The following is a 23,263-nucleotide window of genomic DNA, read 5'->3' on the forward strand; positions in this document are numbered from 1 at the left end:
CCGGTTTATCCCCTTGTCCAGCACCGTTCAGCCGCGCGGGCTGAAGGTGCGTGGAAACACCACCGGCGCGCTGCGGTCGGCCAGGCGGTAGCCCATGGCCGGGCGGTTGGAGGGCCCCTCGACATGCCCGGCCTCGTGCAAAAATTGCGCCGCAAGCATGCGGGTGCGAAAGCCGCTCTTGTCTACCGGCCGTCCCAGCACTGTCTCGTACACCTGTTGGAGCTGGGGCAGGGTAAAGGGCTCGGGCAGCAAAAAGGCGGGCAGCGAGGTGTACTCGACCTTGCCGCGCAGCCGATCGACCGCAGCGCGCAGGATCTCGCTGTGGTCAAAGGCGAGAGGGGGGCCATCGCAGATGGCATCGACCTCGAACCAGGCCACATCGGCCGCATTGGCGCCCTTGGCCAGGGTCAAGGGCTGCGCAGCTATCAACGCAAAGTAGACATGGGTGGCCGACCAGCCACGCGGATCCCGGCTGCGGCCGCCCCAGCTGCCCAGCTGCTCCAGGTAGGGGCTGGCGACATTGGTCTTCTCGCGCAGCTTGCGGTTGGCGCAGGCCTGCAGATCGCTGTCTTGCGCCACATCGACAAAGCCTCCGGGCAGCGCCCACCGCCCGGGGAAGGGCTCGGAGTTCGACGCAGGGCGCTGCACCAGCAAGACCTTCAAGGCCCCGTCCAGCACGCTGAAAATCACCACATCCACGGTGGTGTAGGGTCGTACAAAATCAACGGGTTGGTGGCTGGCAGCGGTGGAGGCCATAAAAAAACCTTGACGGATGGAAAAGCTAGTTGTATTGTACAACTCTTGTAAGTTGTTCAATGCAACTTATGGCATGAGGGAGTAGTCCAGACAGGAGGCCAACGCTCTCACCGATACATAACAACAAGAAAGACAGATGATGACTTTTGAACAACCAACCAAAGACACCCAGGTCGGCAAGCAGTCCGCCACCATGACTCGCCGTAGCAAGCTGCTCAGCCTGGTGCTGCGGCACAGCCCGCAGACCATTGGCCTTCAGCTCGATGCCGCAGGCTGGGCGCACACGGGCGAACTGCTCGCCTGCCTGGCCCGCAGTGGCAAAGCGATGAGCCTGGCGCAATTGCAGGCGGTGGTGGCGGGCTGCGCCAAGCAGCGCTTTGCGTTCAGCGAGGATGGCAAGCGCATCCGAGCCAACCAGGGGCATTCGGTCACCGTCGAGCTGCAACTGGCCCCCAGCACCCCACCGGATGCGCTCTACCACGGCACGGCAACCCGCTTTCTTGACGCGATCCTGGCGCAAGGCTTGCAACGCCAAAAGCGCCACCATGTACACCTGTCGGCCAGGATCGAGACGGCTGGCGCGGTAGGGCGGCGCCACGGCAAGCTGGCCTTGTTGCGTGTGGATGCGGCGGGCATGGTCGCCAATGGCCATGTGTTCTATTGCTCGGACAATGGCGTCTGGTTGACCGACGCCGTGCCCGTGGCCTACCTGCAGAGGCTGGACGCATGAGCGGCCATCGCGTATTGGCGCTGGATGCCGATGGCGTGCTGCTCGACTACAACCTGGCCTATGCCGGTGCCTGGCAGCGTGCTTTTGGCCGCTACCCTGCCTTGCGCAACCCCCATGCCTACTGGGCGGCAGACCGCTGGGATGTGGAGCGACTGAACGGCGAGGCGCTGCACCAATTTCGCGCAGGCTTGGATGCGCAGTTCTGGTCCGCCCTGCCTGCTGTACCCAGTGCGCTGGAGGCTTGCCAGCAACTGGAGGGCGCCGGCTTTGAGCTGGTATGCCTGACTGCACTGCCTCCCCAATTTGCCCAGGCAAGGCTGGCCAACCTGCGTGCCCATGGCTTTCCGATTGCGCGGGTGATTGCTACTGGCAACGATGCCAGCGCCGGCAGCCCCAAGGCCACAGCGCTGGCTCAGCTGCAGCCGCTGGCCTTTGTGGATGACTATTTACCGAACTTTGCGGGCCTGCCAGAAGGCATCCATGGTGCCTTGGTGCTGCGCGAACCCGAGGGCAGCCCCAACTGCGGGCCGGCCCTGCAACAACTGCATTCCACCCATGCCAGCCTGGCCGCGTTTGCGCACTGGTGGCTGGTTGAGAAACAAGAGAACTGAGATAAGAGAATTGACATGACGCATACCAACGACAGCATCCGCTCCGTGCCCGAACTGCTCGCGCAGATCCAGGCGGGCCGGCAGCCCCGCTACCTGTTCTTCTGGGGCCACCAGCCCGAGGCTGATGGCCGTGTCGGCAAGGGCTGCCTGAGCCAGTGGTTTGAGGCCGGGTTCACGGTGGACGGCGCGCACTACCGCAGCGCCGAGCACTTCATGATGGCGGAGAAAGCGCGGCTGTTTGGCGATGACGAAGTGCGGGCCAAGATTTTGCAATGCGCGAGCCCAGCGCAGGCCAAGGCGCTGGGCCGCACGGTGCGGGGTTTTGACAGCGAGCGCTGGAACACCGCCTGCTTTGACATCGTCGTGCGCGGCAATGCGGCCAAGTTTGGCCAGAACGCGGGTTTGCAGGACTACCTGCTGACGACCGGGGAGCGCGTGCTGGTCGAGGCCAGCCCGGTGGATGCCATCTGGGGCATTGGCCTGGCGGCGCAGGATGCACTGGCCCAGCAGCCTGAGCACTGGCGCGGTCTCAACCTGCTGGGCTTTGCGCTGATGGTGGCGCGCGCGCAGCTGCGCAGCGGAGGCCAGTGATGACGCCAACTCAGGACCGTTTTCAAGGCGCATTGCTGGGCCTGGCCTGCGGCGATGCGGTGGGCACCACGGTCGAGTTCCAGCCGCGCGGCAGCTTTATGCCGCTGACGGACATGGTGGGCGGGGGCCCGTTCTCGCTGCGCGCGGGCCAGTGGACCGATGACACCTCAATGGCGCTGTGCCTGGCCGAGAGCCTGGTCTCCAAGGGCGATTGCGACCCGGCCGACCAGATGGCACGCTATGCCAACTGGTACCAGTGGGGTTACTGGAGCGCTACCGGCCATTGCTTTGACATTGGCATGGCCACGCGGGAAGCTTTGCAAAGGTTCTTGTTAACCGGCAATCCGCTGGCTGGCAGCACGGACCCGCACAGCGCGGGCAATGGCTCGATCATGCGGCTGGCGCCTGTGGCGCTGCGCTTTTGCGGCGATGAGCAGCATCTGCAAGACAAGGCAGCACTCAGCTCGCAAACCACGCATGGCGCGGCGGAGTGCCTGGATGCCTGCCGCCTGCTGGCGGTCGCCATCGCCCGCGCGCTGCAGGGCCGGCCCAAAAATGAGGTGCTGGCGCTGGCGGATCTGCCGCTGGCCAGCCCCCAGTTGCAGCTGATTGCGCAAGGCCAGTACCTGGCCAAAAGCCGGGACGACATCCAGAGCTCGGGCTATGTGGTGCGCAGCCTCGAAGCAGCGCTGTGGTGCTTTGCCCGGCATGACTGCTTTGCGGACGCGGTGCTGGAGGCCGCGAATCTGGGTGATGACGCCGACACTACGGCGGCCATCACTGGCCAGATAGCGGGCGCCTTTTGGGGCGAGCAGGGCATACCGCACCACTGGCTGCAGCGCCTGCACCTGGCCGATGAGATCCGGGAGCTGGCGGTGCAGCTGTGGCAGGCCAACCAGGGCTTGCCTGCCGCTTGCCACGACGCCGCGCGATAATCAGACCGCATACGGAATGGAGGGAGGATGCTATGCGGGCTGTATTGGGTTTGGCAGGGTTGTTGGTGGTGATGGCGATTGTGGCGTTGCTGATGAAGCAGAACATGGGGGTGACCAAGGCACCCACCCCCGCCGCCGTCGAAGGCGTGCGCGTGCCGCAGATCGACACCAGCAAGGATGTGAATGCACAAAGCCGGCAGATCCAGCAGCAGGTGCAGGACCAGCTGAACCAGGCGGTGCAGCAGGATGCGCAGCGCCTGAAGCAAGCCGAAGAGTGACTGCGATGGCTGACAGCCTTGTCCCCGCCAGCACCGGCGGCCAGCTGCCCCCCCAGCCTGGTGATGCGCACTGGATGCGCGCTGCGCTGGAGCAGGCGCGCGCTGCGGCCGACGCTGGCGAAGTGCCCGTGGGTGCTGTGGTGGTGCGTGATGGCCAGATCGTCGGCCGGGGCTTTAACCACCCGATTGGCGCACACGACCCCAGCGCCCATGCCGAGATCGAGGCGCTGCGCGATGCGGCCAAGCGCCTGGGCAATTACCGGCTCGATGGCTGTACCTTGTATGTCAGCTTGGAGCCCTGCGCGATGTGCGCTGGCGCCATCTTGCATGCGCGCCTGGACCGTGTGGTCTGGGGCGCTGCCGAGCCGCGCACCGGCGCTGGCGGATCAGTGCTGGACCTGTTTGCGCAGGCTGCACTGAACCACCACACCGCCGTGACCATGGGGGTGTTGGCAGACGAGGCTGTAGCCCTGCTCACCGAATTTTTTGGCAAGCGCCGCGTGCAGCAGAAACAGCAGGCGCTGGCCAGCCACCCGCTGCGCGACGACGCACTGCGTACGCCCGATGCGCTGTTTGCCCCCGCATTGGATTGCGCCTGCCCCAGCTGCTTTTACAGCGATTGGCCGGCTTTGGGCGGCCTGCGCCTGCATGTCAAAGACAGCGCGGGCCAGAACCCACCGCCATCTGCCGCTGCCCGGCAATGGCTGCTGCTGCCCGGCCTGCCGGCGCAGCAAGGCCTGTTTCGCGAACTGGCAGCCGGCCTGGCCGCGCGGGGTGACCGCGTGCTGGCACCCGATTGGCTGGGCCTGGGGCGCAGCGACAAGCCCAAAAAGGAACAACGGCTGGGCGATGCGCAGCAGCTGGCGATGCTGCAAGACCTCATCCAGCATTTGCATCTGGATGGCGAACGGGGGCTGGTCGTCGTGGCCCATGGCGATGCCGCGCGCCTGGCCCAGGCCCTGGTGGCGCAGCAGGCTGCGCTGGGCCAGCCGGTGCAAGGGCTGTGGCTGATCAACCCGCCCAACGCCGCAGCGCCGAGCGCCGACTACCGGCTCTGGCTGGAGGAGGTGGCGCGCAAGCCGGCGCTGGATATCGCCGCCGCACTGGGCAGCAGCGCTATGGGTGCGGCCCTGGATGCAGACCGCCAGCAATGGGCAGCGCAGTTCCCCGACAAGGGCTACCGCGCCGGGCTGCGCGCCTGGGCGCGTGATGCCTTGGTGGCCCTGGATGCCCCCGTTATGGCGCCGGCTGCATCAGCGCAAGCACTGCCGGTGCTGGTCAGCCTGGGTGAGCAGGCCCGCTGGTGGCCAGCGCCGGCGGATGGGCTGGATGCCTGGCTGGCGGTTGTCGTAACAGCGGCTGGTAGCGCCGGGCCGCTGGCTTGGCAGCGCTGCGCAGGTGGTGACTGGCTGCCCCTGCAAAACAGTGCGGCACTGCTGCAGGCCAGCCGCTTCTTTGAGGCGGGTGCCAACCCCGCAGCGCTGGGCTTGGTGGCGGTGGCTTGGCGCTGAGCCTATCTGCTGCACAATAGCCCGCAGCTGTTCCGTTTTCTGACCGACTTTTTTTGCTATGAGCTCCACCCCCAAAAACCAGGCACCGATCACCGGCATCATCCACCACCCCTATGCGCCAGATGCGCCGTTTGCGGCGCCGCAGCCCGGCGTGTTCAAGGCATCGAGCGTGTTCTTCCCCAACGTGGCGGCGATGCGCAGCTGGGACTGGAAAGACAAGAGCGCCTTCACCTATGGCCTGCACGGCACGCCCACCACCTACATCCTGGAAGAGCGCATTGCCACGCTGGAAGGCGGCAGCCACTGCGTGCTGGTGCCCAGCGGCCTGGCATCGATCTCGGTGATTGGCCTGGCGCTGCTCAAGAGCGGCGACCATGTGCTGCTGCCCGACAACGTCTACGGCCCGAGCAAGGGCTTTGCCGAGAGCGAGCTGCAGCGCTTTGGCGTCAGCATCGGCTACTACGACCCGATGCGCGTAGACCATTGCGCCAGCCTGATCCAGGACAACACCCGCCTGGTCTGGCTGGAGGCGGCCGGCTCGGTCAGCATGGAGTTCCCCGATTTGCTGGGTCTTGTGCGCCTGTGCAAGGAAAAAGGCATTGCCACGGCGCTGGACAACACCTGGGGCGCGGGCCTGGCCTTCAACTGCTTTGACCTGGATGGCGACGGCAGCTACCGCACGGGCGTGGATGTGTCGGCGCATTCGCTCACCAAGTACCCCAGCGGTGGCGGCGATGTGCTGATGGGCTCCATCGTGACGCGTGATGCCGCCGTGCACCGCAAGGTGCAGGCCACGCATATGCACCTGGGCCTGGGCGTGGGAGTGAACGATATCGAAACCGTGCTGCGCAGCCTGCCCAGCCTGGCGCTGCGCTACCACGCGCAAGATGCGGCAGCCCGGCAGCTGGCCGCCTTCATGGCCGAGCAACCCGCCGTCGTGCAGCTGCTGCACCCGGCCTTTGCCGGATCGCCTGGCCACGCGCATTGGCAGCAGCTCTGTGGCGCGGGCAGCGTGGCGGGCAAGCAGGGCGCAGCCGCAGGGCTCTTTAGCGTGGTGATTGATCCGCGCTACAGCCAGCAGCAGATTGACCTGTTCTGCGAGAGTCTGCGCCTGTTCAAACTGGCCTATAGCTGGGGCGGCCCGATCAGCCTGGTGGTGCCCTACAAGATTGGCAGCATGCGCGCGCTGGGCGACTCGCAGCTGCAGCCGGGCACGGTGGTGCGCTTTTCGATCGGACTCGAAGATGCAAACGACCTGCAACAGGATCTGGCGCAAGCGCTGAAAAAAGCCTTTGGCTAAGGGTTAGATCCCAACCTTTAAACGCCGCCAGCACCGCGCTGGCGACATTTTTATTTCATCAGCTTTTGCAGCTCGGGCCAGACATTGGCCAGCAGTTGCGGGTGGGCGCTGGCCAGTGGGTGGATGCGGTCGGCCTGGAAGTTCTTTTCCGCGTTGGGCACATCGGCCACGCCATGCAGCAAAAAGGGCACGACGGCGGTTTTCTTCTCGCGCGCCAGGCTGGTAAAGACCTGGGCAAAGTCCGTGGTGTATTTGCTGCCGTAGTTGGGCGGCACCTGCATGCCCAGCAGCAGCACCTGGGCGCCAGCCTTTTGGGCGCTGTCCACCATTGCCGCCAGGTTGGCCTGGGTGCTGGCCAGCGGCAGGCCGCGCAGCGCATCGTTGGCACCGAGCTCCAGCACGACGATGCCGGGCTTGTGCTGCGTCAGCAGCTGGCCAAAGCGGGCCCGGCCGCCGGCGGTGGTGTCACCACTGATGCTGGCGTTGTGCACCTGGTAGGCGTTGGCGTTTTTGCTTTGTTCGAGCTTGTCCTGCAGCAGCGCCACCCAGCCGGTGCCGCGAGCAATGCCGTATTCGGCGCTGATCGAGTCGCCCACGACCAAAATCGTGGCGGGCGCCTGTGGTGCAGCCGCCTGTGCTGTAAAACCTATAGCGGCGGAGGACATCATTGACAACGCTACGATGCTGCGAAGACACCGGCGTCGCGTGACGGGTGTTCGATCATTGGAGGAAAGATTGGTTGTCATGACAGATGCAGTGCTTTCTCAATCGCAGGCGCCTGAGGCGGTGTTGGTGGCCCAGGGCCTGGGTAAATCGGTCTCGGATTCGACCGGCAGTTTGACCATTCTGCGTGATGTGGACTTTAGCATCGCGCAGGGAGAAACCGTCGCGATTGTCGGTGCATCGGGCTCGGGCAAAAGCACCTTGCTGTCGATCCTGGCGGGCCTGGATACGCCCAGCGTGGGCACGGTGCGGATTGCAGGCCAGGACCTGTTTGCGCTGAGCGAGGATGACCGGGCTGCGCTGCGTGCGCGCACGATGGGATTTGTGTTTCAGAACTTTCAATTGATGGGCAATTTGACGGCGCTGGAAAACGTGATGCTGCCCCTCGAGTTGGCCGGCCAGCGCGATGCCCGCAAGCAGGCGACTGCCATGCTCGAGCGCGTGGGCCTGGGCCAGCGCCTGTCGCACTACCCCAAGCTGCTGTCGGGTGGCGAGCAGCAGCGCGTGGCACTGGCCCGCGCCTTTGTCGTGCAGCCTGCCGTGCTGCTGGCCGACGAGCCCACCGGCAGCCTGGACTTTGCCACCGGCGAAGCCGTGATGCAGCTGGTGATGGACCTGAACCGCGAAGCGGGCACCACCTTGATCATGGTGACGCACGACCGCGCCATTGCCGCCCAGTGCCAGCGCGTCATCACTATCGCCGCCGGCGCCGTCGTCCAAGACAGCCGCATTTAGAGCCACTAATACAACCCTTGATACGTCGTTGCCTGGCCGGCCGCACCCTGCCTTGTCGTACTCCTGTACTGCCTGCGGCAGGGCGCCTAGTCTCAACCGCAAACCTGCGGTTTGCTGGGTCGTCTTAGTGGCTCTTATGTGTCTACCACTTTTTTCCATGCATTAAGACATCGGTAAGCTCCGCCCGCCACAGTGCCAACCTACAGAGTGCGCTGTTGCCGGGTGAACACCCATCCAGAGCGGCCTTCTGCCAGAGAGGCTTGTGATGGAAGCATTGAATCTGCAATGGTTTGCATGGATGGCCGGGGGCTTTGCACCCACGGCCTGGGTGTTGGAGCTGGCCCGCTGGCTGGGCATGGACGGCGTGGTGCTGGCCGGGGCCGCGCTGCTGTGGCTGTGGTGGAAGCGGCCGGCCGACCGCCTGTACCTGCTGGGCAGCATGCTGTGCTGCGCCGCTGCCGTGTTGCTGGCGCACCGGCTCGCCGTCTGGCTGGGGCATCCCCGCCCCTTCGTGATGGGGCTGAGCCCCGCCTATATTGACCATGCCGCCCGGGGCTCACTGCCCAGCGCGCATGCCAGTTCACTCTTTACTCTGGGCTTTTGCCTGCTATGGCTGCGGCAGTTGCGCCTGGGCGGCGCCGCCATCGTGGCCGTGGCGCTGGCGGTGAGCTGGGGCCGGGTGTACTGCGGCGTGCATTTTCCGCTTGATATCGCAGCCGGCGCGGCGCTGGGCGGGGTGATTGCGCTGTTGTACGGCTGGCTGTGGCGGCATGCCGGGCCGGTGGTGCAAGACCCTGCCGAGCTCGCGTTGCAAGACGCCGCAGCGCCACGCCCTGCGTCGCAGGCGGCATCGCTGGAGTAGGGCATGCACAGCCTTGCTTCTGCGCGGGCCATGCCCGCCCGCTTTGCCTGGACGATCGAGGCCCGCATGGCGGTCCTGGTGGAACTGTGGCTGCTGGTGCTGGCCTGGCTGCGGCCGCTCAGCGATCCGGATGAGGGCAGGTACGCCGTGGCTGCGTTGCAGATGCTGCGCAGCGGCGACTGGGTGACGCCTGCGCTCAACGGCCTGCCGTTTTTCCACAAGCCGCCGCTGTACTACTGGCTGGCGGCCACCGGCTTCCAGCTTGCGGGTGTGCATGAATGGGTGGCGCGCCTGCCATCGCTCTTGGGCGCATGGCTGGCGGCCATGTCCTTGTTGGTCCTGCTCAAGCGCTATGCCAGCCAGTCGGTGGCCGTGGCTGCGGCCGTGGTGCTGGTGACCATGCCCTATACCTATATGGCCGCGCAGTACGCCAATATGGACATGCTGTTGGCCGGCTGCCTGACGGCCTGCATCTGCAGCGCCGCAATGGCGACCCTGGAGGCGCGCCAGGCCACCGGCCGTATCCGGGGCATGGCCTGGATGGGCTGGCTGGCTGCGGCGGGCGCCTGGGCCGGGTTGGGTTTTTTGGCCAAGGGCCTGATTGCGCTGGTGCTGCCCGGTATGGTCTGGGCCCTCTGGCTGGTCTGGGACCGGCGCTGGCGCCAATGGTGGCTGCCTTTGCACGCCGCGGCATGGCTGCCGGTGCTGCTGATTGCTGGCCCCTGGGTGTTCATGGCGCAACAGCGCCACAGCGGTTTTTTCCACTACTTTTTTGTCACCCAGCACTTTCAGCGCTACACCGGCAGCAGCTTCAACAACCCCCAGCCCTGGTGGTTCTATGGCGCGGTGATCGCGCTGGCCGCCTTGCCCTGGACCGGCTGGGCGCTGGCTGCTGGCTGGCGCAGCTGGAGGCGCAAACAAACTGCCGCACCGATATCGCTGCCAGCAGCACGGCCTGCAACGCCGGCTTTCGTGCAAAGCCTGGACCGGCTGATGCTGGTCTGGTTTGCCGTCATTGTGCTGTTCTTCTCGGTGCCCCACAGCAAGATCGTGGGCTATGTGCTGCCGGCGCTGCCACCGCTGGCCTATGCGGTGGTGCGCCTGGTGCAAGCAGCTGGCTGGCAGCGCTGGGGCCGGCGCACTGCGGCCCTGGCCGCGCTGTTGTGTGTGGTCTTGGCGGTGGTATTGGGCACGGTAGCCGTGCCTGCGAAGGCCCAGTGGCGCGCACTGCGCAGCCTGCCGGTGCAGTCGGCGGACCGGCTGGTGATGCTGGAGCACCTGTACTACGAAGTGCCTTTTTACCTGCCCGCGATGGCCGATCCGCTGGTGGTGGACGACTGGCGCACCGAAGGCCAGCAGGCCGACAACTGGAAGAAGGAGCTGAGCGATGCCGCGCAATTTGCGCCGCAGCTGGGCCGCCGTGTCTTGCTGGATGCGCAGGGCTTGCAAGCCTATGCCTGTGCGCATCCGCAGCAGCGCTTGTGGGTGGTGGGCAGCGCCGAGGCCGCCCAGCGCCAGATGCCGGCGGTGGCGGCTGCTGCACCAGCCCTGCACCTGGGCAGCACCCAGGTCTGGCAGCTGCAGGCAGGCCAGGCTTGCGGCAGTGGTATCGTGAAATGAGTCACCGCGCGTCCATGGCCGCGCAGTTCGCCTTGGCCTACATCAGTCGTCACCAAGCAGGGGTATAACCAGAGGCTTTCATCCTTGTGCATGTCCTGAAAGTGAGAATGACCGTGGCAAAACCCCAAATTGGCATCATCGTTGGCAGCAACAGCAAGACCTCGATCAACAAGCAACTGGCCCATGGCCTGGTGAACCTGGTGCAGGACCAGGCGGACTTCGAGTTCCTGGACCTGAGCGCGCTGCCGTTCTACAACCGCGATGACGATGCGGACGCCTATCCGGCAGCGTTTACCGCATTCAAAGACAAGGTGCGCAGCAAGAACGGCATCCTTTTTGTGACGCCCGAGCACAACCGCTCGGTGCCGGCCTACCTGAAAAACGCGCTGGACGGTGGCAGCCGCCCCTATGGCAGCGGCGCATGGAATGGCATCCCTGCCGGCATCATCGGCACCTCGACCGGTGGCCCGGCAACGTCGATGGCCCAGCAGCATCTGCGCAATATTCTGGTGTTCCTCGACATGCCTGCGATGGCGCAGCCCGAGGGCTTTATCCGCTGGACCGATGGCCTGGTCAGTGCCGATGGCAAGGTGGCCGAGGCCAGCGAAAAGTTCTTGCGCAGCTACATGGAGCGCTTTCTGGCCTGGGTGGCGCTGCACTCGAAGAAATAAGCCATCAGCGCTGGGCACGGGGCGCCAGCGATGGCGCCCCAGCCGCAGCAAAGCGCTTTGCTGTGGTTGCCACCATGGTTGCCAAGGCTGCGGTACGATGCAGCCAATTTTTTTGAGCAGGGCTGCCATGTTGAACCTTCCCCTTCACCACTTGTACCGCGCCGCTGCGGCGGATACCCCAGCACCCTGGTTGCTGGTACTGATGCATGGCGTGGGCAGCAATGAGCAAGATCTGTTTGGCCTGGCGGGCATGGTGCCACCGGCTTTCCATGTGCTGAGCCTGCGCGCGCCCTACACCCTGGGCCCCAGCAGCTATGCCTGGTTCCAGTTTGGGGTGAACCCCGATGGCAGCCGCAGCATCGACACCGCCCAGGAAAAAGCCAGCCGCGCGCTCGTCGCACAGACCTGTGCCGAGGCGGCCCAGGCCTTGCAGATACCGGCCCAACGGGTGGTGGTGGGCGGTTTCAGCCAGGGCGGCATCATGTCGCTGTCGGCGCTGCTGACCCAGCCGCAGCTGCTGCAGGCCATCATGGTGTGGCACAGCCGCCTCTTGCCCGAGATTGCGGCCGAGCAGGTCGCCCCGGCGCAGCTGGCCGGGCGCCAAGCCTGGATCAGCCATGGCACGGCCGACAATGTCATTCCGCTGGCGCAGGCCCATGCGATTCGCGCAGCGCTGCAAGCGACGCCTGTTGACCTGGCCTACCACGAGTACCCCTGCCGCCATGAGCTGCACCCGCAAGAGCTGCAGGACAGCATCGCCTGGCTGCAGGCGCTGACACAGGCACAGCAGCGCGGCTAAGGTCCGTAATTAGTCGGCGCCCGGCCGGAACAACCCGGCCAGCATGCGGTCGAGCTGTGGCCATTCCTGCGCGAAGTGGCTGCGGTTGACAAAGAAGGCCTCGCAGGCCACTGCAAAGAACTCGGCCGGTGCAGTGGCGCCATAGCTGTCCAGCCAGGGCGCGGGCTCGCCAAAGCGCTGGGCTTTGGCGATCGCATGGCGAAAGGCGTCAAAAGCCGATGCCCAGGTGCGCTCCCAGGTCTGGCGTGCTTCGGCGGCGCTCGCCAGGCCCAGAAAATGGCCGGGCAGCGAGGGGTAGCCATCGGCACCGCCATTGCGCATATCGATCTTGTGGCAGAACTCGTGGATGACGACGCTGGTGCCGCGCTCGTTTTGCTGCAGCGGGTCCTGCGCGATGGCCGCCCAGCTCAGGGTGACAGGGCCATGCTGCATCGCTTCGCCTTCGAGCATCATGCGCCGGTGCGACACCAGGCCCGCCTCGTCGTGCATGTCGCGCGCAGCGACCATCGTGCCCGGGTGCACGACGATGCCAACAAAATCATCGTAGAGCGCAATGGCCTGCTGCGCCTCACCCCGGTGGAGCAGCGGCACGCAGGCCTGGGCGGCAATGGTCAGCGCCATCGCATCGCTCACCACCAGGCCATGGGCGCCCGAGAACTGTTTTTGGCGCAGAAATAGCGCGCTCAAGGCTCGCAGCTTGGCTTTTTCTTCCAGCGACAGCGCTTGCAGGAACGGGTATTTTTGCAGCACCTGCAACCACAGGGCGGCGGGGATTTCGGGCACGGGGCGCGCCAGCGCGCGCAGACGTGACCAGGTGCGCTGCAGCCATGCCATCTCAGCGTCCTTGCTGTGGCGGCCGGGCCAAATAGTCGCTCAGCGCAATGCGCTGCAGGCCGGCGGCATCGATGCGCAGCACTTCGGCGCGGGCAGGTTCCAGGTCGGTGTCCCAGTCGCTCAGCACCACGCGCTGGTGATTGGCATCCAGCGCGTGGCTGGCCGGGCGGTGGGTGTGGCCGTGGATCAGCGTGGGCGCCTGGGCCTGCTGCAACCAGGCCAGGGCGGCCTGGGTGTCGACATCGGCGGTGATGACCTCGCGCATGCGGCGCGCCTCGCTCTGGCTGCGCATGTTGCCTGCCAGTTGCCGGCGCTGGGCCAGCGGCTGGGCCAGAATTTGCTGCTGCCAGGCGGGGCTGCGTGCCACCGCACGAAAACGCTGGTACTCGCTGTCTTCCACACACAGCGCATCGCCATGGCTGAGCAGCCAGCGCTGGCCCAGAAACTCCAGACAGCTGGGGTCGGGCAGCAATTGCATGCCAGTGCGCTCGGCAAACTGCGCGCCGATGAGAAAGTCGCGGTTGCCATGCATGAAAAAGAGGGCGCGCTGGCCACTGGCCTCGCGCAGGCTCTGGGCGCAGGCCGCTTCAAAGCTGCCGGTCTCGTCCAGCGCATCGTCGCCGACCCAGGCTTCAAACAAATCGCCCAGCATAAAGATCGCATCTGCGGTACTGGCTTGCAGGTACCGCTGCCAGCTGTGCCAGGTCAGTGGCAGCTGGGGTTGCAGATGCAGATCAGAGATGAATTCGATGCTGCGCCAGGCGGGGGGCGCAGCGAAGGCATGGACTGCCGTGGTGGCCAACTGGGCGCGCAGCGCCTCATGGGGGGCTGCGGCACTAGGGTTGGTCGGGCTGTCCATGCAAATGGTGGCGCCTATTACAGGGCCACAGCCTTTTCGATCAGCACTTCGTCCTTGGGCACGTCTTGGTGCATGCCCTTGGAGCCGGTCTTGACGGCCTTGATCTTGTCGATCACGTCATTGCCCTTGACCACCTTGCCGAACACGGCATAGCCCCAGCCGCTAGGCGTGGGCGAGGTGTGGTTCAGGAAGTCGTTCTTGGCGACGTTGATGAAGAACTGGGCGGTTGCCGAGTGGGGATCGCTGGTGCGGGCCATGGCCACGGTGTACTGGTCGTTCTTCAGACCGTTTTGCGCTTCGTTCTGGATCGGCGCCTGGGTGGACTTCTGGTCCATGCCCGATGCAAAGCCGCCGCCCTGGATCATGAAGCTGTTGATCACACGGTGGAAGATCGTGCCGTCATAGTGGCCGCTCTTGACGTAGCTCAGGAAGTTCTCGGTGGACTTGGGGGCTTTGTCTGCGTCGAGTTCCAGCGTGATGACGCCGTAGTCTTTGATATGCAGTTCAACTTGTGGATTGCTCATGGTGTGTTTCCTGTTGAGAAAGGTGGGAAGGGCGCCGCAGCCCGGTTGGGGGCCAGCGGCAGGGCCATTTACTTGACGACGGTGGCCGACTTGATGATGACCGGGGTCTTGGGCACGTTCTGGTGCGGGCCGGCATTGCCGGTTTGCACGGCCTTGATCTTGTCGACCACGTCATTGCCGCTGACGACCTTGCCAAACACCGCATAGCCGTGGCCATCGGGGTTGGGGGCGTTCAGCGAATCATTGTTCTGCACATTGATGAAGAACTGCGCGGTGGCCGAGTCGGGCACTGCCGTGCGGGCCATTGCAATGGTGTAGGTGTTGTTCTTGAGGCCGTTGTTGGCCTCCAGTGGGATCGGCGAGCGCGCAGGCTTTTGCTGCATATCGGGGGTGAAGCCGCCGCCCTGGATCATGAAGTTGCCGATCACGCGGTGGAAGATCGTGCCGTCATAGAACTTGTCGTTCACATACTGCAGAAAGTTGGCCACCGTCTTGGGTGCTTTTTCTGGATTGAGCTCGACCACGATGTCGCCCATCGAGGTCGCCAGTTTCACGCGGGGCTGGTCCGCTGCTTGCGCGGCGCTGGTCAGCAACATGCCGCCGGCCAGTGCCAGGCCGCCCAGAATGGAAAGAGTGTGTCGTTTGGAAGGCATCGGTTTCCTCTGTCGTTGAATACGGTAGATGGCCAGCGCAGGGCGCTGCGGGGTCCGCAAGGCATCCTGCGCTGCGCGCAAATCATGGGCGTTGCAGCGTCTGCGTTTGCAAGGTGTGCGTTTGCACCCTATGCGTTGCACCGAGTTGAGGGCCAACGGTGCAAGATTCAAGGCAAGGCCCTTATTTTTTTGCGTCGGGCGCCGCTGCCGGGGCAGCCGGCGCGGCGGCAGCGGCAGGCTGGGCACGGGTCACCAAGAGGCGCAGGCTGCTGATCTTGGGCTGCAGCCGCGCTTGCTGGGCCGGCGCCAGCGTGCTGGCCTTGCTCAGTGATTGCTCGGCCAGGCGGATATAGATATCGCCCAGGTTCTCATAGGCGGTGGCATAGCCGGGGTTGGCCCGCACGGCATCTTGCAGCGCGCGGCTGGCTTTTTCCAGCTGGTTGTTCTGGGCGTAGAGCACGGCCAGGTTGTTGTAGGGCTCGGGCAGTTCGGGGTATTCCTGCACCAGTTTCTCGAACGTGGCCGTGGCTTCGTCGCGCTGGCCGGCGTTCATCTGCGCCACACCCTGCAAAAAGCGCCATTGCGGGTCACGCGGGGCTTGCTGGATCTTGGGCTCCAGCTGCTCCAGGGCCAAGGCGGTCTGGCCAGACTGGATCAACTTTTCCACAGCCGTGTATTCGTCCGCATAGGCGGCGCCGCAGCTCAGCGCAAGCGCCAGCAAGGCGGCACGGGGCATCAGGGGGGAGAAAAGGCAACTGACTAACTTCATAGGGTTCGGGCGCGCTGGGCGCGTGCAAGTGGCCTGCAGGCTTATACTGCAGCGCATTGTAGCTGAGGGGGCTGGCGCCCCGGAACGACGGGCGGCCATGGTTTGCAGGGCATGGTCTCGGGCATCAGCTACCATACACGGTTCGGCGGTTCCTGCCGGGCGGCGGTGCCCGGGCAGGCGCTGCCAAACCCGTGCCCCAGCCTCTGTCAAGAGGATGGACGCGGAACGGGGCAGGGCGCCAGGCGTCTTTCCCTCTCTCAACCACAACCACGCTAATTTTTCATGAGTTTGCGCATCTACAACACGCTTTCGCGTGCGCTGGAGTCATTTGTTCCGATTGAGCAGGGCCATGTCCGCATGTATGTATGCGGCATGACGGTCTATGACCTCTGTCACCTGGGACATGCGCGCTCGATGCTGGCGTTTGATGTGGTGCAGCGCTGGTTGCGCGTCAGCGGCCTGAAGGTGACCTATGTGCGCAATGTCACCGACATTGAGGACAAGATCATCCGCCGCGCCGTGGAAAACGGCGAGACCATCCGCAGCCTGACCGACCGCATGATCGAGGCCCTGCACCAGGATGCCGATGCGCTGGGCATCGAGCGGCCCACGCATGAGCCCCGTGCCACCGAATACGTGCCGCAGATGCTGTCCATCATCTCGCAGCTGGAAGAAAAAGGCCTGGCCTACCGCACCGAAGGCGGCGATGTGAACTATGCCGTGCGCAAGTTCCCCGGTTACGGCAAGCTGTCGGGCAAGTCGCTCGACGAGCTCAATGCCGGCGAACGCGTGGCCGTGCAGGACGGCAAGGACGACCCGCTGGATTTTGTGCTGTGGAAGAGCGCCAAGCCCACCGAGCCCGACGAGGCCAAGTGGCAAAGCAGCTATGGCACGGGCCGGCCGGGCTGGCACATCGAGTGCTCGGCGATGAGCTGCGCGCTGCTGGGCGAGACCTTCGACATCCATGGCGGCGGCGCTGACCTGCAGTTCCCCCACCACGAAAACGAGATTGCCCAGAGCGAAGGCGCACACGGCCAGCCACTGGCCAAGATGTGGATGCACAACGGCTTCATCAACGTCGACAACGAGAAGATGTCCAAGTCCCTGGGCAATTTCTTCACGATCCGCGATGTGCTCAAGCGCTACGACGCAGAAACCATCCGCTTCTTTGTGGTGCGCACCCATTACCGCAGCCCGCTCAACTACAGCGATGTGCACCTGGACGACGCCCGCAATGCGTTGAAGCGCCTCTATACGGCGCTGAGCCTGGTCGCCGCCGAGCCGGTGACCATCGACTGGACCCACCCGAGCGCAGCGCGCTTCAAGGCGGCGATGGACGAGGACTTTGGCACGCCCGAAGCCGTGGCCGTGCTGTTTGAGCTGGCGGCCGAGGTCAACCGCAGCAAATCGCCAGCGGTGGCTGGCCTGCTCAAGGCGCTGGCGGCCACCTTGGGCCTGCTGCAGGCCGACCCTGCCGCCTACCTGCAAGCGGGCGCTACGGTGGATGCCGCTTATGTGGAGGCGCAGATTGCACTGCGTGCCGCTGCCAAGGCGGCCAAGAACTATGCGGAATCGGACCGCATCCGCGCCGAGCTGCTGGCCCAAGGGGTGGAGCTCAAGGATTCCGCCCAAGGCACGACCTGGACGGTAGTGCAGGCAGGGGCCTGATGCGCACTGTGGGTAGTCTGACGTTGTCCATGGCGTTGACGCGGTCCGTCTAGCCCTATGCCTGGCATCAGCAACAAACCGCTGTCAGCGGAAGACTGGGCCGTCGCCTGCAAACACCTGGCCCGCAAGGACCGGGTGATGCGCCGGCTCGCGCCGCTGTATGCCGGCGAGATGCTGCGCCGCGAGGCCGACGGCTTTGCGCTGCTGATGCGCTCGGTGGTCTGGCAGCAGCTGTCCGACAACTCGGCGCGCCAGCTGTGGAAGCGGCTGGTGGCAGCGCTCGGGTCGGCTAGCCCCAAGGCCATGCTGGCCCTGACGGACGAGGCGGCCAAGGCCATCCGCCTGCCGCAGCGCAAGCTGGGCTATCTGCGTGGTCTGGCTGCATGGTTTGTGCAAGAGCCCAAGGATGCGCTGTCCTGGGTGCATGTCGATGACGACGCGGTCATCGAGCAGCTGATGGCGCAACGCGGCCTGGCGCGCTGGGGCGCGGAGATGTTTTTGCTATTCCATCTGGGGCGGCCCAATGTGCTGGCCATTGACGATGCGGCGCTGCTGCAGGGCATCAGCGACCATTATTTTTCGGGCGAGGCCGTCAGCCGCAGCGATGCGCGCGAGGTGGCCCAGGCCTGGCAACCCTGGGCGAGTGTCGCGGCCTGGCTGATCTGGCGCTCCCAGAATGCCATGCCACTGGGGCAGGATGCAGATTGATCTGGTTTGGCCGCATGCGGTTACACTGTCGGTCGTTATGAGAAGGCTGCCTGCGGCTTTTCTCGAGGAGAATCATTTTGGCGAAAAGAACATTCCTGGATTTCGAGCAACCGATTGCGGAGCTGGAAACCAAAATTGATGAACTGCGCTATGTGCAAAGCGAAAGCGCAGTCGATATCTCTGAAGAGATTGATCAGCTCAGCAAGAAAAGCCAGCAGCTGACCAAGGACATCTACAGCGAGCTTTCCCCCTGGCAGATCACCAAGATCGCACGCCACCCCGAGCGTCCCTACACCCTGGACTATGTGAACGAGATCTTCACCGATTTCGTCGAAATGCATGGCGACCGCCACTTTGCCGATGACCTGTCCATCGTGGGCGGCCTGGCGCGCTTCAATGGCAACCCCTGCATGGTGGTAGGCCACCAAAAGGGCCGCGACACCAAGGAGCGTACCCTGCGCAACTTTGGCATGAGCAAGCCCGAAGGCTACCGCAAGGCGCTGCGCCTGATGAAGACCGCCGAGAAGTTCAAGCTGCCGGTGTTCACCTTTGTCGACACGCCCGGCGCCTACCCCGGCATTGACGCCGAAGAGCGCGGCCAGTCCGAAGCCATTGGCCGCAACATCTATGAAATGGCGCAGCTGGAAGTGCCGATCATCTCCACCATCATCGGTGAAGGTGGCTCGGGCGGCGCGCTGGGTATCTCGGTGGCCGACCAGGTGCTGATGCTGCAGTACTCGGTGTACTCCACCATCAGCCCCGAAGGCTGTGCCTCCATCCTGTGGAAGACCAGCGACAAGGCCCAGGAAGCGGCCGATGCCATGGGCATTACCGCCCACCGCCTCAAGGCCCTGGGCCTGATCGACAAGATCATCCACGAGCCCGTTGGCGGCGCCCACCGTGACCACAAGCAAATGGCGGCGCTGCTCAAGCGCGGCCTGAGTGATGCCTTCCGCCAACTGGCCGATCTGAAGCCCACCGAGCTGCTGGACCGCCGCTACGAGCGCCTGCAAAGCTATGGCCGTTTCTCGGACTCCAAGGCTGAGCATTGATACGCGCTGCCAGCCGCCGCTGATGCTGCGCCGCTGCTGCCAAGCCTCCCTTCGCGGAGGCTTTTTGCTGTGGGGCGCGCGCCATGGCTGAGCCCGCCATTGTTACCGCGCTGAACGGCTGGCAGCCCGCACTGCCGCTGGCTGTGGCCTACAGCGGTGGGGCCGATTCCACCGCCTTGCTCTGGGCCTGCCTGCAGCGCTTTCCAGGCCAGGTGCATGCCATCCACATCAACCACGGGCTGCAGGCCGCAGCCGCGGTGTTTGAAGCGCATTGCCGCGCCCAGTGCGCGGCCTGGGGCGTGCCGCTGATGGTGGTGGCGGTGAATGCCCATGCGCTGCCCGGCCAAAGCCCGGAGGATGCCGCACGCATTGCGCGTTACCAAGCGCTGACCCAGGCCGTGCTGGCTGCTGACGAGGCAGCGAAGGGCCGTATCCAGACCATGGCGCTGGCCCAGCATGCCGATGACCAGGTCGAAACCGTGGTGCTGGCGCTGTCGCGCGGCGCCGGGGTGGCCGGCCTGGCGGGCATGCGCGCGCAGTGGCAGCGCGCTGGCCTGCAGTGGGCGCGGCCCTATCTGGGGCTGGGCAGTGCGCAGATCCGTGCTGACCTGGCTGCGCTGGGCATCGCCTGGGTCGAAGACCCCAGCAACACCGACACCCGCTACACACGCAACCGTATCCGCCAGCAGGTGATGCCTAGCCTGGCGCAGGCCTTTCCGCAGATCGCGCAGACGGTGGCGCGCAGCAGCGCCAACGCGGCGCAGGCGGCCGAGCTGCTCGATGACCTGGCGCAGATCGATCTGCAGGCCACCGGCGCGCCGCCGCGCATTGGCGCGCTGCAGGCGCTGAGCGAGGCGCGCATGGCCAATGTGCTGCGCTACTGGCTGCGCACGGCCCATGGCCAGACACCGAGCGCTGCGCAGCTGGCGCAACTGCTGCTGCAGCTGCAGCGCTGCACCACGCGGGGCCACCAAATCCATATAAAAGTAGGCCGTGGGTATATACAGCGCCACAGAGATGTCATCGATTGGTACAATCCGCCAGTTTTGGTCTGACTAATGTACGATTCCGACGGCGTGCCAAAACACTTTGCATCAACGCCGAGCTTCGTGTTTCGTCATCGTGATATTCAATGGCACTGATCGTTCATAAGTACGGCGGCACGTCGATGGGCTCTTCCGAGCGCATCCGCAATGTCGCCAAACGCGTCGCCAAGTGGGCAAGGGCTGGCCACCAGATGGTGGTGGTGCCCAGCGCCATGAGTGGCGAAACCAACCGTCTGTTGGGCCTCGCCAGTGAGCTGGCACCCAGCCGCGCAGACAAGTCCTATTACCGTGAGCTGGACATGCTGGCCGCCACTGGCGAGCAGGCCTCGTCGGCCTTGCTGGCCATTGCGCTGCAGGCCGAAGGCGTGCCCTCGGTGAGCTACACCGGCTGGCAAGTGCCGGTGCGCACCGATGACAGCTACACCAAGGCGCGCATTGAATCGATCGACGACCAGCGCGTGCGTGCCGATTTGGACGCAGGCCGCGTGGTCATCGTCACCGGTTTTCAGGGCATTGACCCGAACGGCAACATCACAACCCTGGGCCGTGGCGGCTCGGACACCTCGGCCGTCGCCGTGGCCGCCGCCATGAAGGCCGCTGAGTGCCTCATCTATACCGACGTCGATGGTGTCTACACCACCGACCCGCGCGTGGTCTCGGCCGCACAGCGCCTCAAGACCGTGAGCTTTGAGGAAATGCTGGAGATGGCGAGCCTGGGCTCCAAGGTGCTGCAGATCCGCTCGGTGGAATTTGCCGGCAAGTACAAAGTGCCAATGCGTGTGCTGTCGAGCTTCACGCCCTGGGATATTGCATTGGATGAAGAGGCCAAATCGGGCACTCTGATCACATTTGAGGAAGACGAAAAGATGGAAAAGGCCCTCGTATCGGGCATCGCTTTCAACCGCAGCGAAGCCAAAATCTCTGTCCGTGGCGTGCCTGACACCCCCGGCATCGCCTACCAGATCCTGGGCCCGGTGGCCGACGCCAACATCGATGTGGACGTGATCCTGCAAAACATCGGCAAGGACGGCAAGACCGACTTCAGCTTCACCGTCAACCAGGGCGACTTCAACCGCACGGTCGAGTTGCTGCGCGAAGAAGTGGTGCCCAAGCTCGGCGCTGACGAAGTCATCGGCAACCCCAACATCTGCAAGGTGAGCATCGTCGGTATCGGCATGCGCAGCCATGTGGGCGTCGCATCGACCATGTTCCGCGCGCTGGCCGAAGAGGGCATCAACATCCAGATGATCTCCACCTCCGAAATCAAGACCTCGGTCGTGATCGATGAGAAGTACCTGGAGCTGGCCGTTCGTGCCCTGCACACCGCTTTTGGTCTGGATTCTGCAGAAGTTTCCAAATCGGCCTGATTTTTCAGGTTAGAATAGCTGTATTGGAAACGTGACCGAGTGGCCGAAGGTGCTCCCCTGCTAAGGGAGTATGGGGTGTAGAGCCTCATCGAGGGTTCGAATCCCTCCGTTTCCGCCAAGAATCAAACCCCTGAGTGTTCGCATTCAGGGGTTTTTCTTCGTCTGGGTGGTGTGCTCTTCACTCATCGCTGAATCGCGTCTTGTCGGAGTGTGGCCTGCGTTGATTGCGGCGCATGTCCGTGACCAGGCGCTGGGCCATGCTTACGCGGTTCGACATGAAGGACGCCTCCATGTGCGTTGGCTTGCCTTCAGGGCGGCAGCCACACAGCCTCAGGGCTGCGCGCTGCTCAGTTCCTTATCAACGCTATAGGGCGGGATGGGAAGGTGGCCAGTCTGTACAAAAGCTGATGACGGCTCCGGCACTCAGCCTGGCACCTGTCAATCAATATGCGACTCTTAATCCAGTCCGATGCTCTGCACAATCGTGCCTTCTTCGGCGAAGGCCTTCTTCGCGAAGGCGCTGTAATCCTGGGCATTGCGGTACTCCAGCCGCACGCCATAATTTGCGGCCGACTGCTGAAAGGCGGGGTCGTCCATGGCAGATTTCACGGCGGCTTCGAGCTTGCGCACAATCTCGGGCGGCAGTCCTTTGGGGCCAGCAATGCCCAGCGGCGATGGCGTCACCACGTCATAGCCCTGTTCACGGAAGGTCGGTACATTGGCAAAGGCGGGAGGGCGCGTTTCCGAGGCAATGGCCAGCGCACGCAGTTTGCCTGACTGCATATGCGGAAGCACCGTATTGCCAAACACCCCTGTCTTGGTGTGGCCCGCAATCAAGGCATTCACCGCCTCGGCATCGCCCTTGTACGGCACATGGGTGAACTGCACGCCCGCCTTCTTCTCCAGCAAGGCCATCAGCACATGGTTGGCCGAAAACTTGCCGGGCGTGCCGTAGTCGACCGAGCCGGGCTGCTTTTTGGACTGCTCGACAATGTCCTTGACCGATTTGTACGGCGAATCCTGCGCCACGGCCAGCAGAAAGTCATACGACATAAAGGCCGCCACATAGCTCAGGTCGGCCACCGGATCGTAGGCCACCTTCTGGATATGCGGCTGCCGGAATATCGCTACCGGGCTCAAGGTCAGCCGGTAGCCATCGGGCTTGGCATGCTTCATGTCCATCACCCCCATCGAGGCCCCGGCACCCGGTTTGTTCTCGATGATGATGGACTGGCCCAGCTGCTTGCCCATCGACAGGGCCAGCGCCCGGGCCACCACATCGCTCACACCTCCCGCCCCATAGGGCACGATCAGCACAATAGGCCGGTTGGGGTAATCAGCCTGTGCCACGGCGGGCGCGGCAAAACCCGCAGCGCCCACAACGGCAATGCTGGCTGCTACAGCGGCAAAAGTACGGCGTTGCATGGTTGTCTCCTTGCATGAATGGTTGTTGTCTCTGCAGTCTAGCGAAGCCATCACTGCGTATCCCCAACACGCGCGACAGCAGGATGGCACCGGCGGCGGGGTCATCTTGGTGAACGGTAGGGCTCGCCGGATCAGGGTGGCGAGTACCCAGCTCTGGTGTCGCACTGGAGCCCGGGTGAGCGGTGAAAGTATGGCGAGCGGGTTCAGAAGAAAAAAAGCCCTACAAATAGGCAATT

General features: G+C 64.4%; 25 protein-coding genes and 1 tRNA gene. 18 read left to right on the plus strand and 8 right to left on the minus strand.

Annotated elements, in window-relative coordinates:
• Positions 1-27: 27 nt before the first annotated feature.
• Positions 28-756: an NUDIX hydrolase gene (locus tag WH303_RS07145; protein WP_021026727.1), complete on the minus strand. Its 729-nt coding sequence runs from the start codon at positions 754-756 to the stop codon at positions 28-30.
• A gap of 193 nt (positions 757-949) precedes the next feature.
• Between WH303_RS07145 and WH303_RS07150 the strand changes: the two genes are divergently transcribed.
• Genes WH303_RS07150 through WH303_RS07180 form a run of 7 tightly spaced genes read left to right on the plus strand, consistent with a single transcriptional unit; the run spans position 950 to position 6,712 of the window.
• Positions 950-1,486 (plus strand): RNA 2'-phosphotransferase, encoded by a 537-nt coding sequence (locus WH303_RS07150; protein WP_339517645.1) that lies wholly within the window; start codon positions 950-952, stop codon positions 1,484-1,486.
• On the plus strand, positions 1,483-2,097 hold the full coding sequence (locus WH303_RS07155) for an HAD family hydrolase (RefSeq protein WP_339517646.1): 615 nt from the start codon (positions 1,483-1,485) through the stop codon (positions 2,095-2,097). Before WH303_RS07150 ends, WH303_RS07155 begins: the two co-directional genes overlap by 4 nt.
• 15 nt (positions 2,098-2,112) lie before the next feature.
• Entirely contained in the window at positions 2,113-2,688 is a 576-nt protein-coding gene (locus WH303_RS07160) for an NADAR family protein (protein ID WP_339517647.1), read from the plus strand.
• Positions 2,688-3,623, plus strand: coding sequence for an ADP-ribosylglycohydrolase family protein (locus WH303_RS07165; protein WP_339517648.1), 936 nt, complete (start codon positions 2,688-2,690; stop codon positions 3,621-3,623). The genes WH303_RS07160 and WH303_RS07165 overlap by 1 nt, the downstream gene beginning before the upstream one ends.
• A gap of 32 nt (positions 3,624-3,655) precedes the next feature.
• Complete coding sequence (locus WH303_RS07170) at positions 3,656-3,901, plus strand: hypothetical protein (protein ID WP_021026731.1); 246 nt, start codon at positions 3,656-3,658, stop codon at positions 3,899-3,901.
• 5 nt (positions 3,902-3,906) lie between these two features.
• On the plus strand, positions 3,907-5,412 hold the full coding sequence (gene tadA, locus WH303_RS07175) for a tRNA adenosine(34) deaminase TadA (RefSeq protein WP_339517649.1): 1,506 nt from the start codon (positions 3,907-3,909) through the stop codon (positions 5,410-5,412).
• 58 nt (positions 5,413-5,470) lie between these two features.
• Positions 5,471-6,712: a PLP-dependent transferase gene (locus tag WH303_RS07180; RefSeq protein ID WP_339517650.1), complete on the plus strand. Its 1,242-nt coding sequence runs from the start codon at positions 5,471-5,473 to the stop codon at positions 6,710-6,712.
• Positions 6,713-6,762: 50 nt separating this feature from the next.
• Here the strand turns inward: WH303_RS07180 and WH303_RS07185 are convergent, their stop codons facing one another.
• Positions 6,763-7,377, minus strand: a complete 615-nt coding sequence (locus tag WH303_RS07185; RefSeq protein WP_052329953.1) for an arylesterase — start codon at positions 7,375-7,377, stop codon at positions 6,763-6,765.
• A gap of 79 nt (positions 7,378-7,456) precedes the next feature.
• Between WH303_RS07185 and WH303_RS07190 the strand changes: the two genes are divergently transcribed.
• From WH303_RS07190 to WH303_RS07210, 5 genes are all read left to right on the plus strand, one after another.
• Positions 7,457-8,170, plus strand: a complete 714-nt coding sequence (locus tag WH303_RS07190; RefSeq protein WP_052329949.1) for an ABC transporter ATP-binding protein — start codon at positions 7,457-7,459, stop codon at positions 8,168-8,170.
• Positions 8,171-8,435: 265 nt separating this feature from the next.
• Positions 8,436-9,032 (plus strand): phosphatase PAP2 family protein, encoded by a 597-nt coding sequence (locus tag WH303_RS07195; RefSeq protein WP_339517652.1) that lies wholly within the window; start codon positions 8,436-8,438, stop codon positions 9,030-9,032.
• Positions 9,033-9,035: 3 nt separating this feature from the next.
• Positions 9,036-10,652 (plus strand): ArnT family glycosyltransferase, encoded by a 1,617-nt coding sequence (locus WH303_RS07200; RefSeq protein ID WP_339517653.1) that lies wholly within the window; start codon positions 9,036-9,038, stop codon positions 10,650-10,652.
• A gap of 113 nt (positions 10,653-10,765) precedes the next feature.
• Positions 10,766-11,323 (plus strand): NADPH-dependent FMN reductase, encoded by a 558-nt coding sequence (locus WH303_RS07205; RefSeq protein WP_445228264.1) that lies wholly within the window; start codon positions 10,766-10,768, stop codon positions 11,321-11,323.
• A gap of 127 nt (positions 11,324-11,450) precedes the next feature.
• Positions 11,451-12,122 (plus strand): alpha/beta hydrolase, encoded by a 672-nt coding sequence (locus WH303_RS07210; protein WP_021026739.1) that lies wholly within the window; start codon positions 11,451-11,453, stop codon positions 12,120-12,122.
• 9 nt (positions 12,123-12,131) lie between these two features.
• On the opposite strand, the gene WH303_RS07215 is transcribed toward WH303_RS07210, so the two are convergent.
• The 5 genes from WH303_RS07215 to WH303_RS07235 all read right to left on the minus strand — a co-directional run bounded on the left by WH303_RS07215 (position 12,132) and on the right by WH303_RS07235 (position 15,728).
• A complete protein-coding gene (locus tag WH303_RS07215; RefSeq protein ID WP_339517655.1) occupies positions 12,132-12,956 on the minus strand; it encodes a M90 family metallopeptidase in 825 nt (274 codons plus the stop codon).
• A gap of 1 nt (position 12,957) precedes the next feature.
• Positions 12,958-13,815 (minus strand): UDP-2,3-diacylglucosamine diphosphatase, encoded by an 858-nt coding sequence (locus WH303_RS07220; protein WP_339517657.1) that lies wholly within the window; start codon positions 13,813-13,815, stop codon positions 12,958-12,960.
• 17 nt (positions 13,816-13,832) lie between these two features.
• Complete coding sequence (locus WH303_RS07225) at positions 13,833-14,339, minus strand: peptidylprolyl isomerase (RefSeq protein ID WP_021026742.1); 507 nt, start codon at positions 14,337-14,339, stop codon at positions 13,833-13,835.
• A 68-nt stretch (positions 14,340-14,407) separates the two neighbouring features.
• Entirely contained in the window at positions 14,408-14,992 is a 585-nt protein-coding gene (locus WH303_RS07230) for a peptidylprolyl isomerase (RefSeq protein WP_116925078.1), read from the minus strand.
• Positions 14,993-15,173: 181 nt separating this feature from the next.
• Complete coding sequence (locus tag WH303_RS07235) at positions 15,174-15,728, minus strand: tetratricopeptide repeat protein (RefSeq protein ID WP_339517658.1); 555 nt, start codon at positions 15,726-15,728, stop codon at positions 15,174-15,176.
• A 315-nt stretch (positions 15,729-16,043) separates the two neighbouring features.
• On the opposite strand from WH303_RS07235, the gene cysS reads away from it, so the two are divergent.
• The 6 genes from cysS (at position 16,044) to WH303_RS07265 (ending at position 21,720) form a co-directional block, all read left to right on the plus strand.
• Complete coding sequence (gene cysS, locus WH303_RS07240) at positions 16,044-17,429, plus strand: cysteine--tRNA ligase (protein ID WP_339517659.1); 1,386 nt, start codon at positions 16,044-16,046, stop codon at positions 17,427-17,429.
• 57 nt (positions 17,430-17,486) lie between these two features.
• Positions 17,487-18,137: a DNA-3-methyladenine glycosylase family protein gene (locus WH303_RS07245; protein WP_021026746.1), complete on the plus strand. Its 651-nt coding sequence runs from the start codon at positions 17,487-17,489 to the stop codon at positions 18,135-18,137.
• A 77-nt stretch (positions 18,138-18,214) separates the two neighbouring features.
• Positions 18,215-19,189 carry an acetyl-CoA carboxylase carboxyltransferase subunit alpha gene (locus WH303_RS07250; protein WP_339517661.1) on the plus strand — a complete coding sequence of 325 codons (975 nt, stop codon included), beginning with the start codon at positions 18,215-18,217 and terminating at the stop codon, positions 19,187-19,189.
• Positions 19,190-19,272: 83 nt separating this feature from the next.
• The gene (gene tilS, locus WH303_RS07255) at positions 19,273-20,244 is read left to right on the plus strand and encodes a tRNA lysidine(34) synthetase TilS (protein ID WP_339517662.1); all 972 of its coding nucleotides are present in this window, start codon (positions 19,273-19,275) and stop codon (positions 20,242-20,244) included.
• Positions 20,245-20,321: 77 nt separating this feature from the next.
• Positions 20,322-21,602, plus strand: coding sequence for an aspartate kinase (locus tag WH303_RS07260; RefSeq protein ID WP_133858990.1), 1,281 nt, complete (start codon positions 20,322-20,324; stop codon positions 21,600-21,602).
• Between the two features lie 25 nt (positions 21,603-21,627).
• Positions 21,628-21,720, plus strand: a tRNA-Ser gene (locus tag WH303_RS07265).
• 338 nt (positions 21,721-22,058) lie between these two features.
• On the opposite strand, the gene WH303_RS07270 is transcribed toward WH303_RS07265, so the two are convergent.
• The gene (locus WH303_RS07270) at positions 22,059-23,027 is read right to left on the minus strand and encodes a tripartite tricarboxylate transporter substrate binding protein (RefSeq protein ID WP_339517664.1); all 969 of its coding nucleotides are present in this window, start codon (positions 23,025-23,027) and stop codon (positions 22,059-22,061) included.
• Positions 23,028-23,263: the final 236 nt, after the last annotated feature.

This window comes from Comamonas sp. MYb69 (assembly GCF_037479315.1).
Classification (GTDB): Bacteria; Pseudomonadota; Gammaproteobacteria; order Burkholderiales; family Burkholderiaceae_C; genus Comamonas.

Coding starts and splice junctions, on each gene's coding strand:
- WH303_RS07145 (WP_021026727.1), bottom strand. CDS start 756: ATGGCCTCCACCGCTGCCAGCCACCAACCCGTTGATTTTGTACGACCC.
- WH303_RS07150 (WP_339517645.1), top strand. CDS start 950: ATGACTCGCCGTAGCAAGCTGCTCAGCCTGGTGCTGCGGCACAGCCCG.
- WH303_RS07155 (WP_339517646.1), top strand. CDS start 1,483: ATGAGCGGCCATCGCGTATTGGCGCTGGATGCCGATGGCGTGCTGCTC.
- WH303_RS07160 (WP_339517647.1), top strand. CDS start 2,113: ATGACGCATACCAACGACAGCATCCGCTCCGTGCCCGAACTGCTCGCG.
- WH303_RS07165 (WP_339517648.1), top strand. CDS start 2,688: ATGACGCCAACTCAGGACCGTTTTCAAGGCGCATTGCTGGGCCTGGCC.
- WH303_RS07170 (WP_021026731.1), top strand. CDS start 3,656: ATGCGGGCTGTATTGGGTTTGGCAGGGTTGTTGGTGGTGATGGCGATT.
- tadA (WP_339517649.1), top strand. CDS start 3,907: ATGGCTGACAGCCTTGTCCCCGCCAGCACCGGCGGCCAGCTGCCCCCC.
- WH303_RS07180 (WP_339517650.1), top strand. CDS start 5,471: ATGAGCTCCACCCCCAAAAACCAGGCACCGATCACCGGCATCATCCAC.
- WH303_RS07185 (WP_052329953.1), bottom strand. CDS start 7,377: ATGTCCTCCGCCGCTATAGGTTTTACAGCACAGGCGGCTGCACCACAG.
- WH303_RS07190 (WP_052329949.1), top strand. CDS start 7,457: ATGACAGATGCAGTGCTTTCTCAATCGCAGGCGCCTGAGGCGGTGTTG.
- WH303_RS07195 (WP_339517652.1), top strand. CDS start 8,436: ATGGAAGCATTGAATCTGCAATGGTTTGCATGGATGGCCGGGGGCTTT.
- WH303_RS07200 (WP_339517653.1), top strand. CDS start 9,036: ATGCACAGCCTTGCTTCTGCGCGGGCCATGCCCGCCCGCTTTGCCTGG.
- WH303_RS07210 (WP_021026739.1), top strand. CDS start 11,451: ATGTTGAACCTTCCCCTTCACCACTTGTACCGCGCCGCTGCGGCGGAT.
- WH303_RS07215 (WP_339517655.1), bottom strand. CDS start 12,956: ATGGCATGGCTGCAGCGCACCTGGTCACGTCTGCGCGCGCTGGCGCGC.
- WH303_RS07220 (WP_339517657.1), bottom strand. CDS start 13,815: ATGGACAGCCCGACCAACCCTAGTGCCGCAGCCCCCCATGAGGCGCTG.
- WH303_RS07225 (WP_021026742.1), bottom strand. CDS start 14,339: ATGAGCAATCCACAAGTTGAACTGCATATCAAAGACTACGGCGTCATC.
- WH303_RS07230 (WP_116925078.1), bottom strand. CDS start 14,992: ATGCCTTCCAAACGACACACTCTTTCCATTCTGGGCGGCCTGGCACTG.
- WH303_RS07235 (WP_339517658.1), bottom strand. CDS start 15,728: ATGCCCCGTGCCGCCTTGCTGGCGCTTGCGCTGAGCTGCGGCGCCGCC.
- cysS (WP_339517659.1), top strand. CDS start 16,044: ATGAGTTTGCGCATCTACAACACGCTTTCGCGTGCGCTGGAGTCATTT.
- WH303_RS07245 (WP_021026746.1), top strand. CDS start 17,487: ATGCCTGGCATCAGCAACAAACCGCTGTCAGCGGAAGACTGGGCCGTC.
- tilS (WP_339517662.1), top strand. CDS start 19,273: ATGGCTGAGCCCGCCATTGTTACCGCGCTGAACGGCTGGCAGCCCGCA.
- WH303_RS07260 (WP_133858990.1), top strand. CDS start 20,322: ATGGCACTGATCGTTCATAAGTACGGCGGCACGTCGATGGGCTCTTCC.
- WH303_RS07270 (WP_339517664.1), bottom strand. CDS start 23,027: ATGCAACGCCGTACTTTTGCCGCTGTAGCAGCCAGCATTGCCGTTGTG.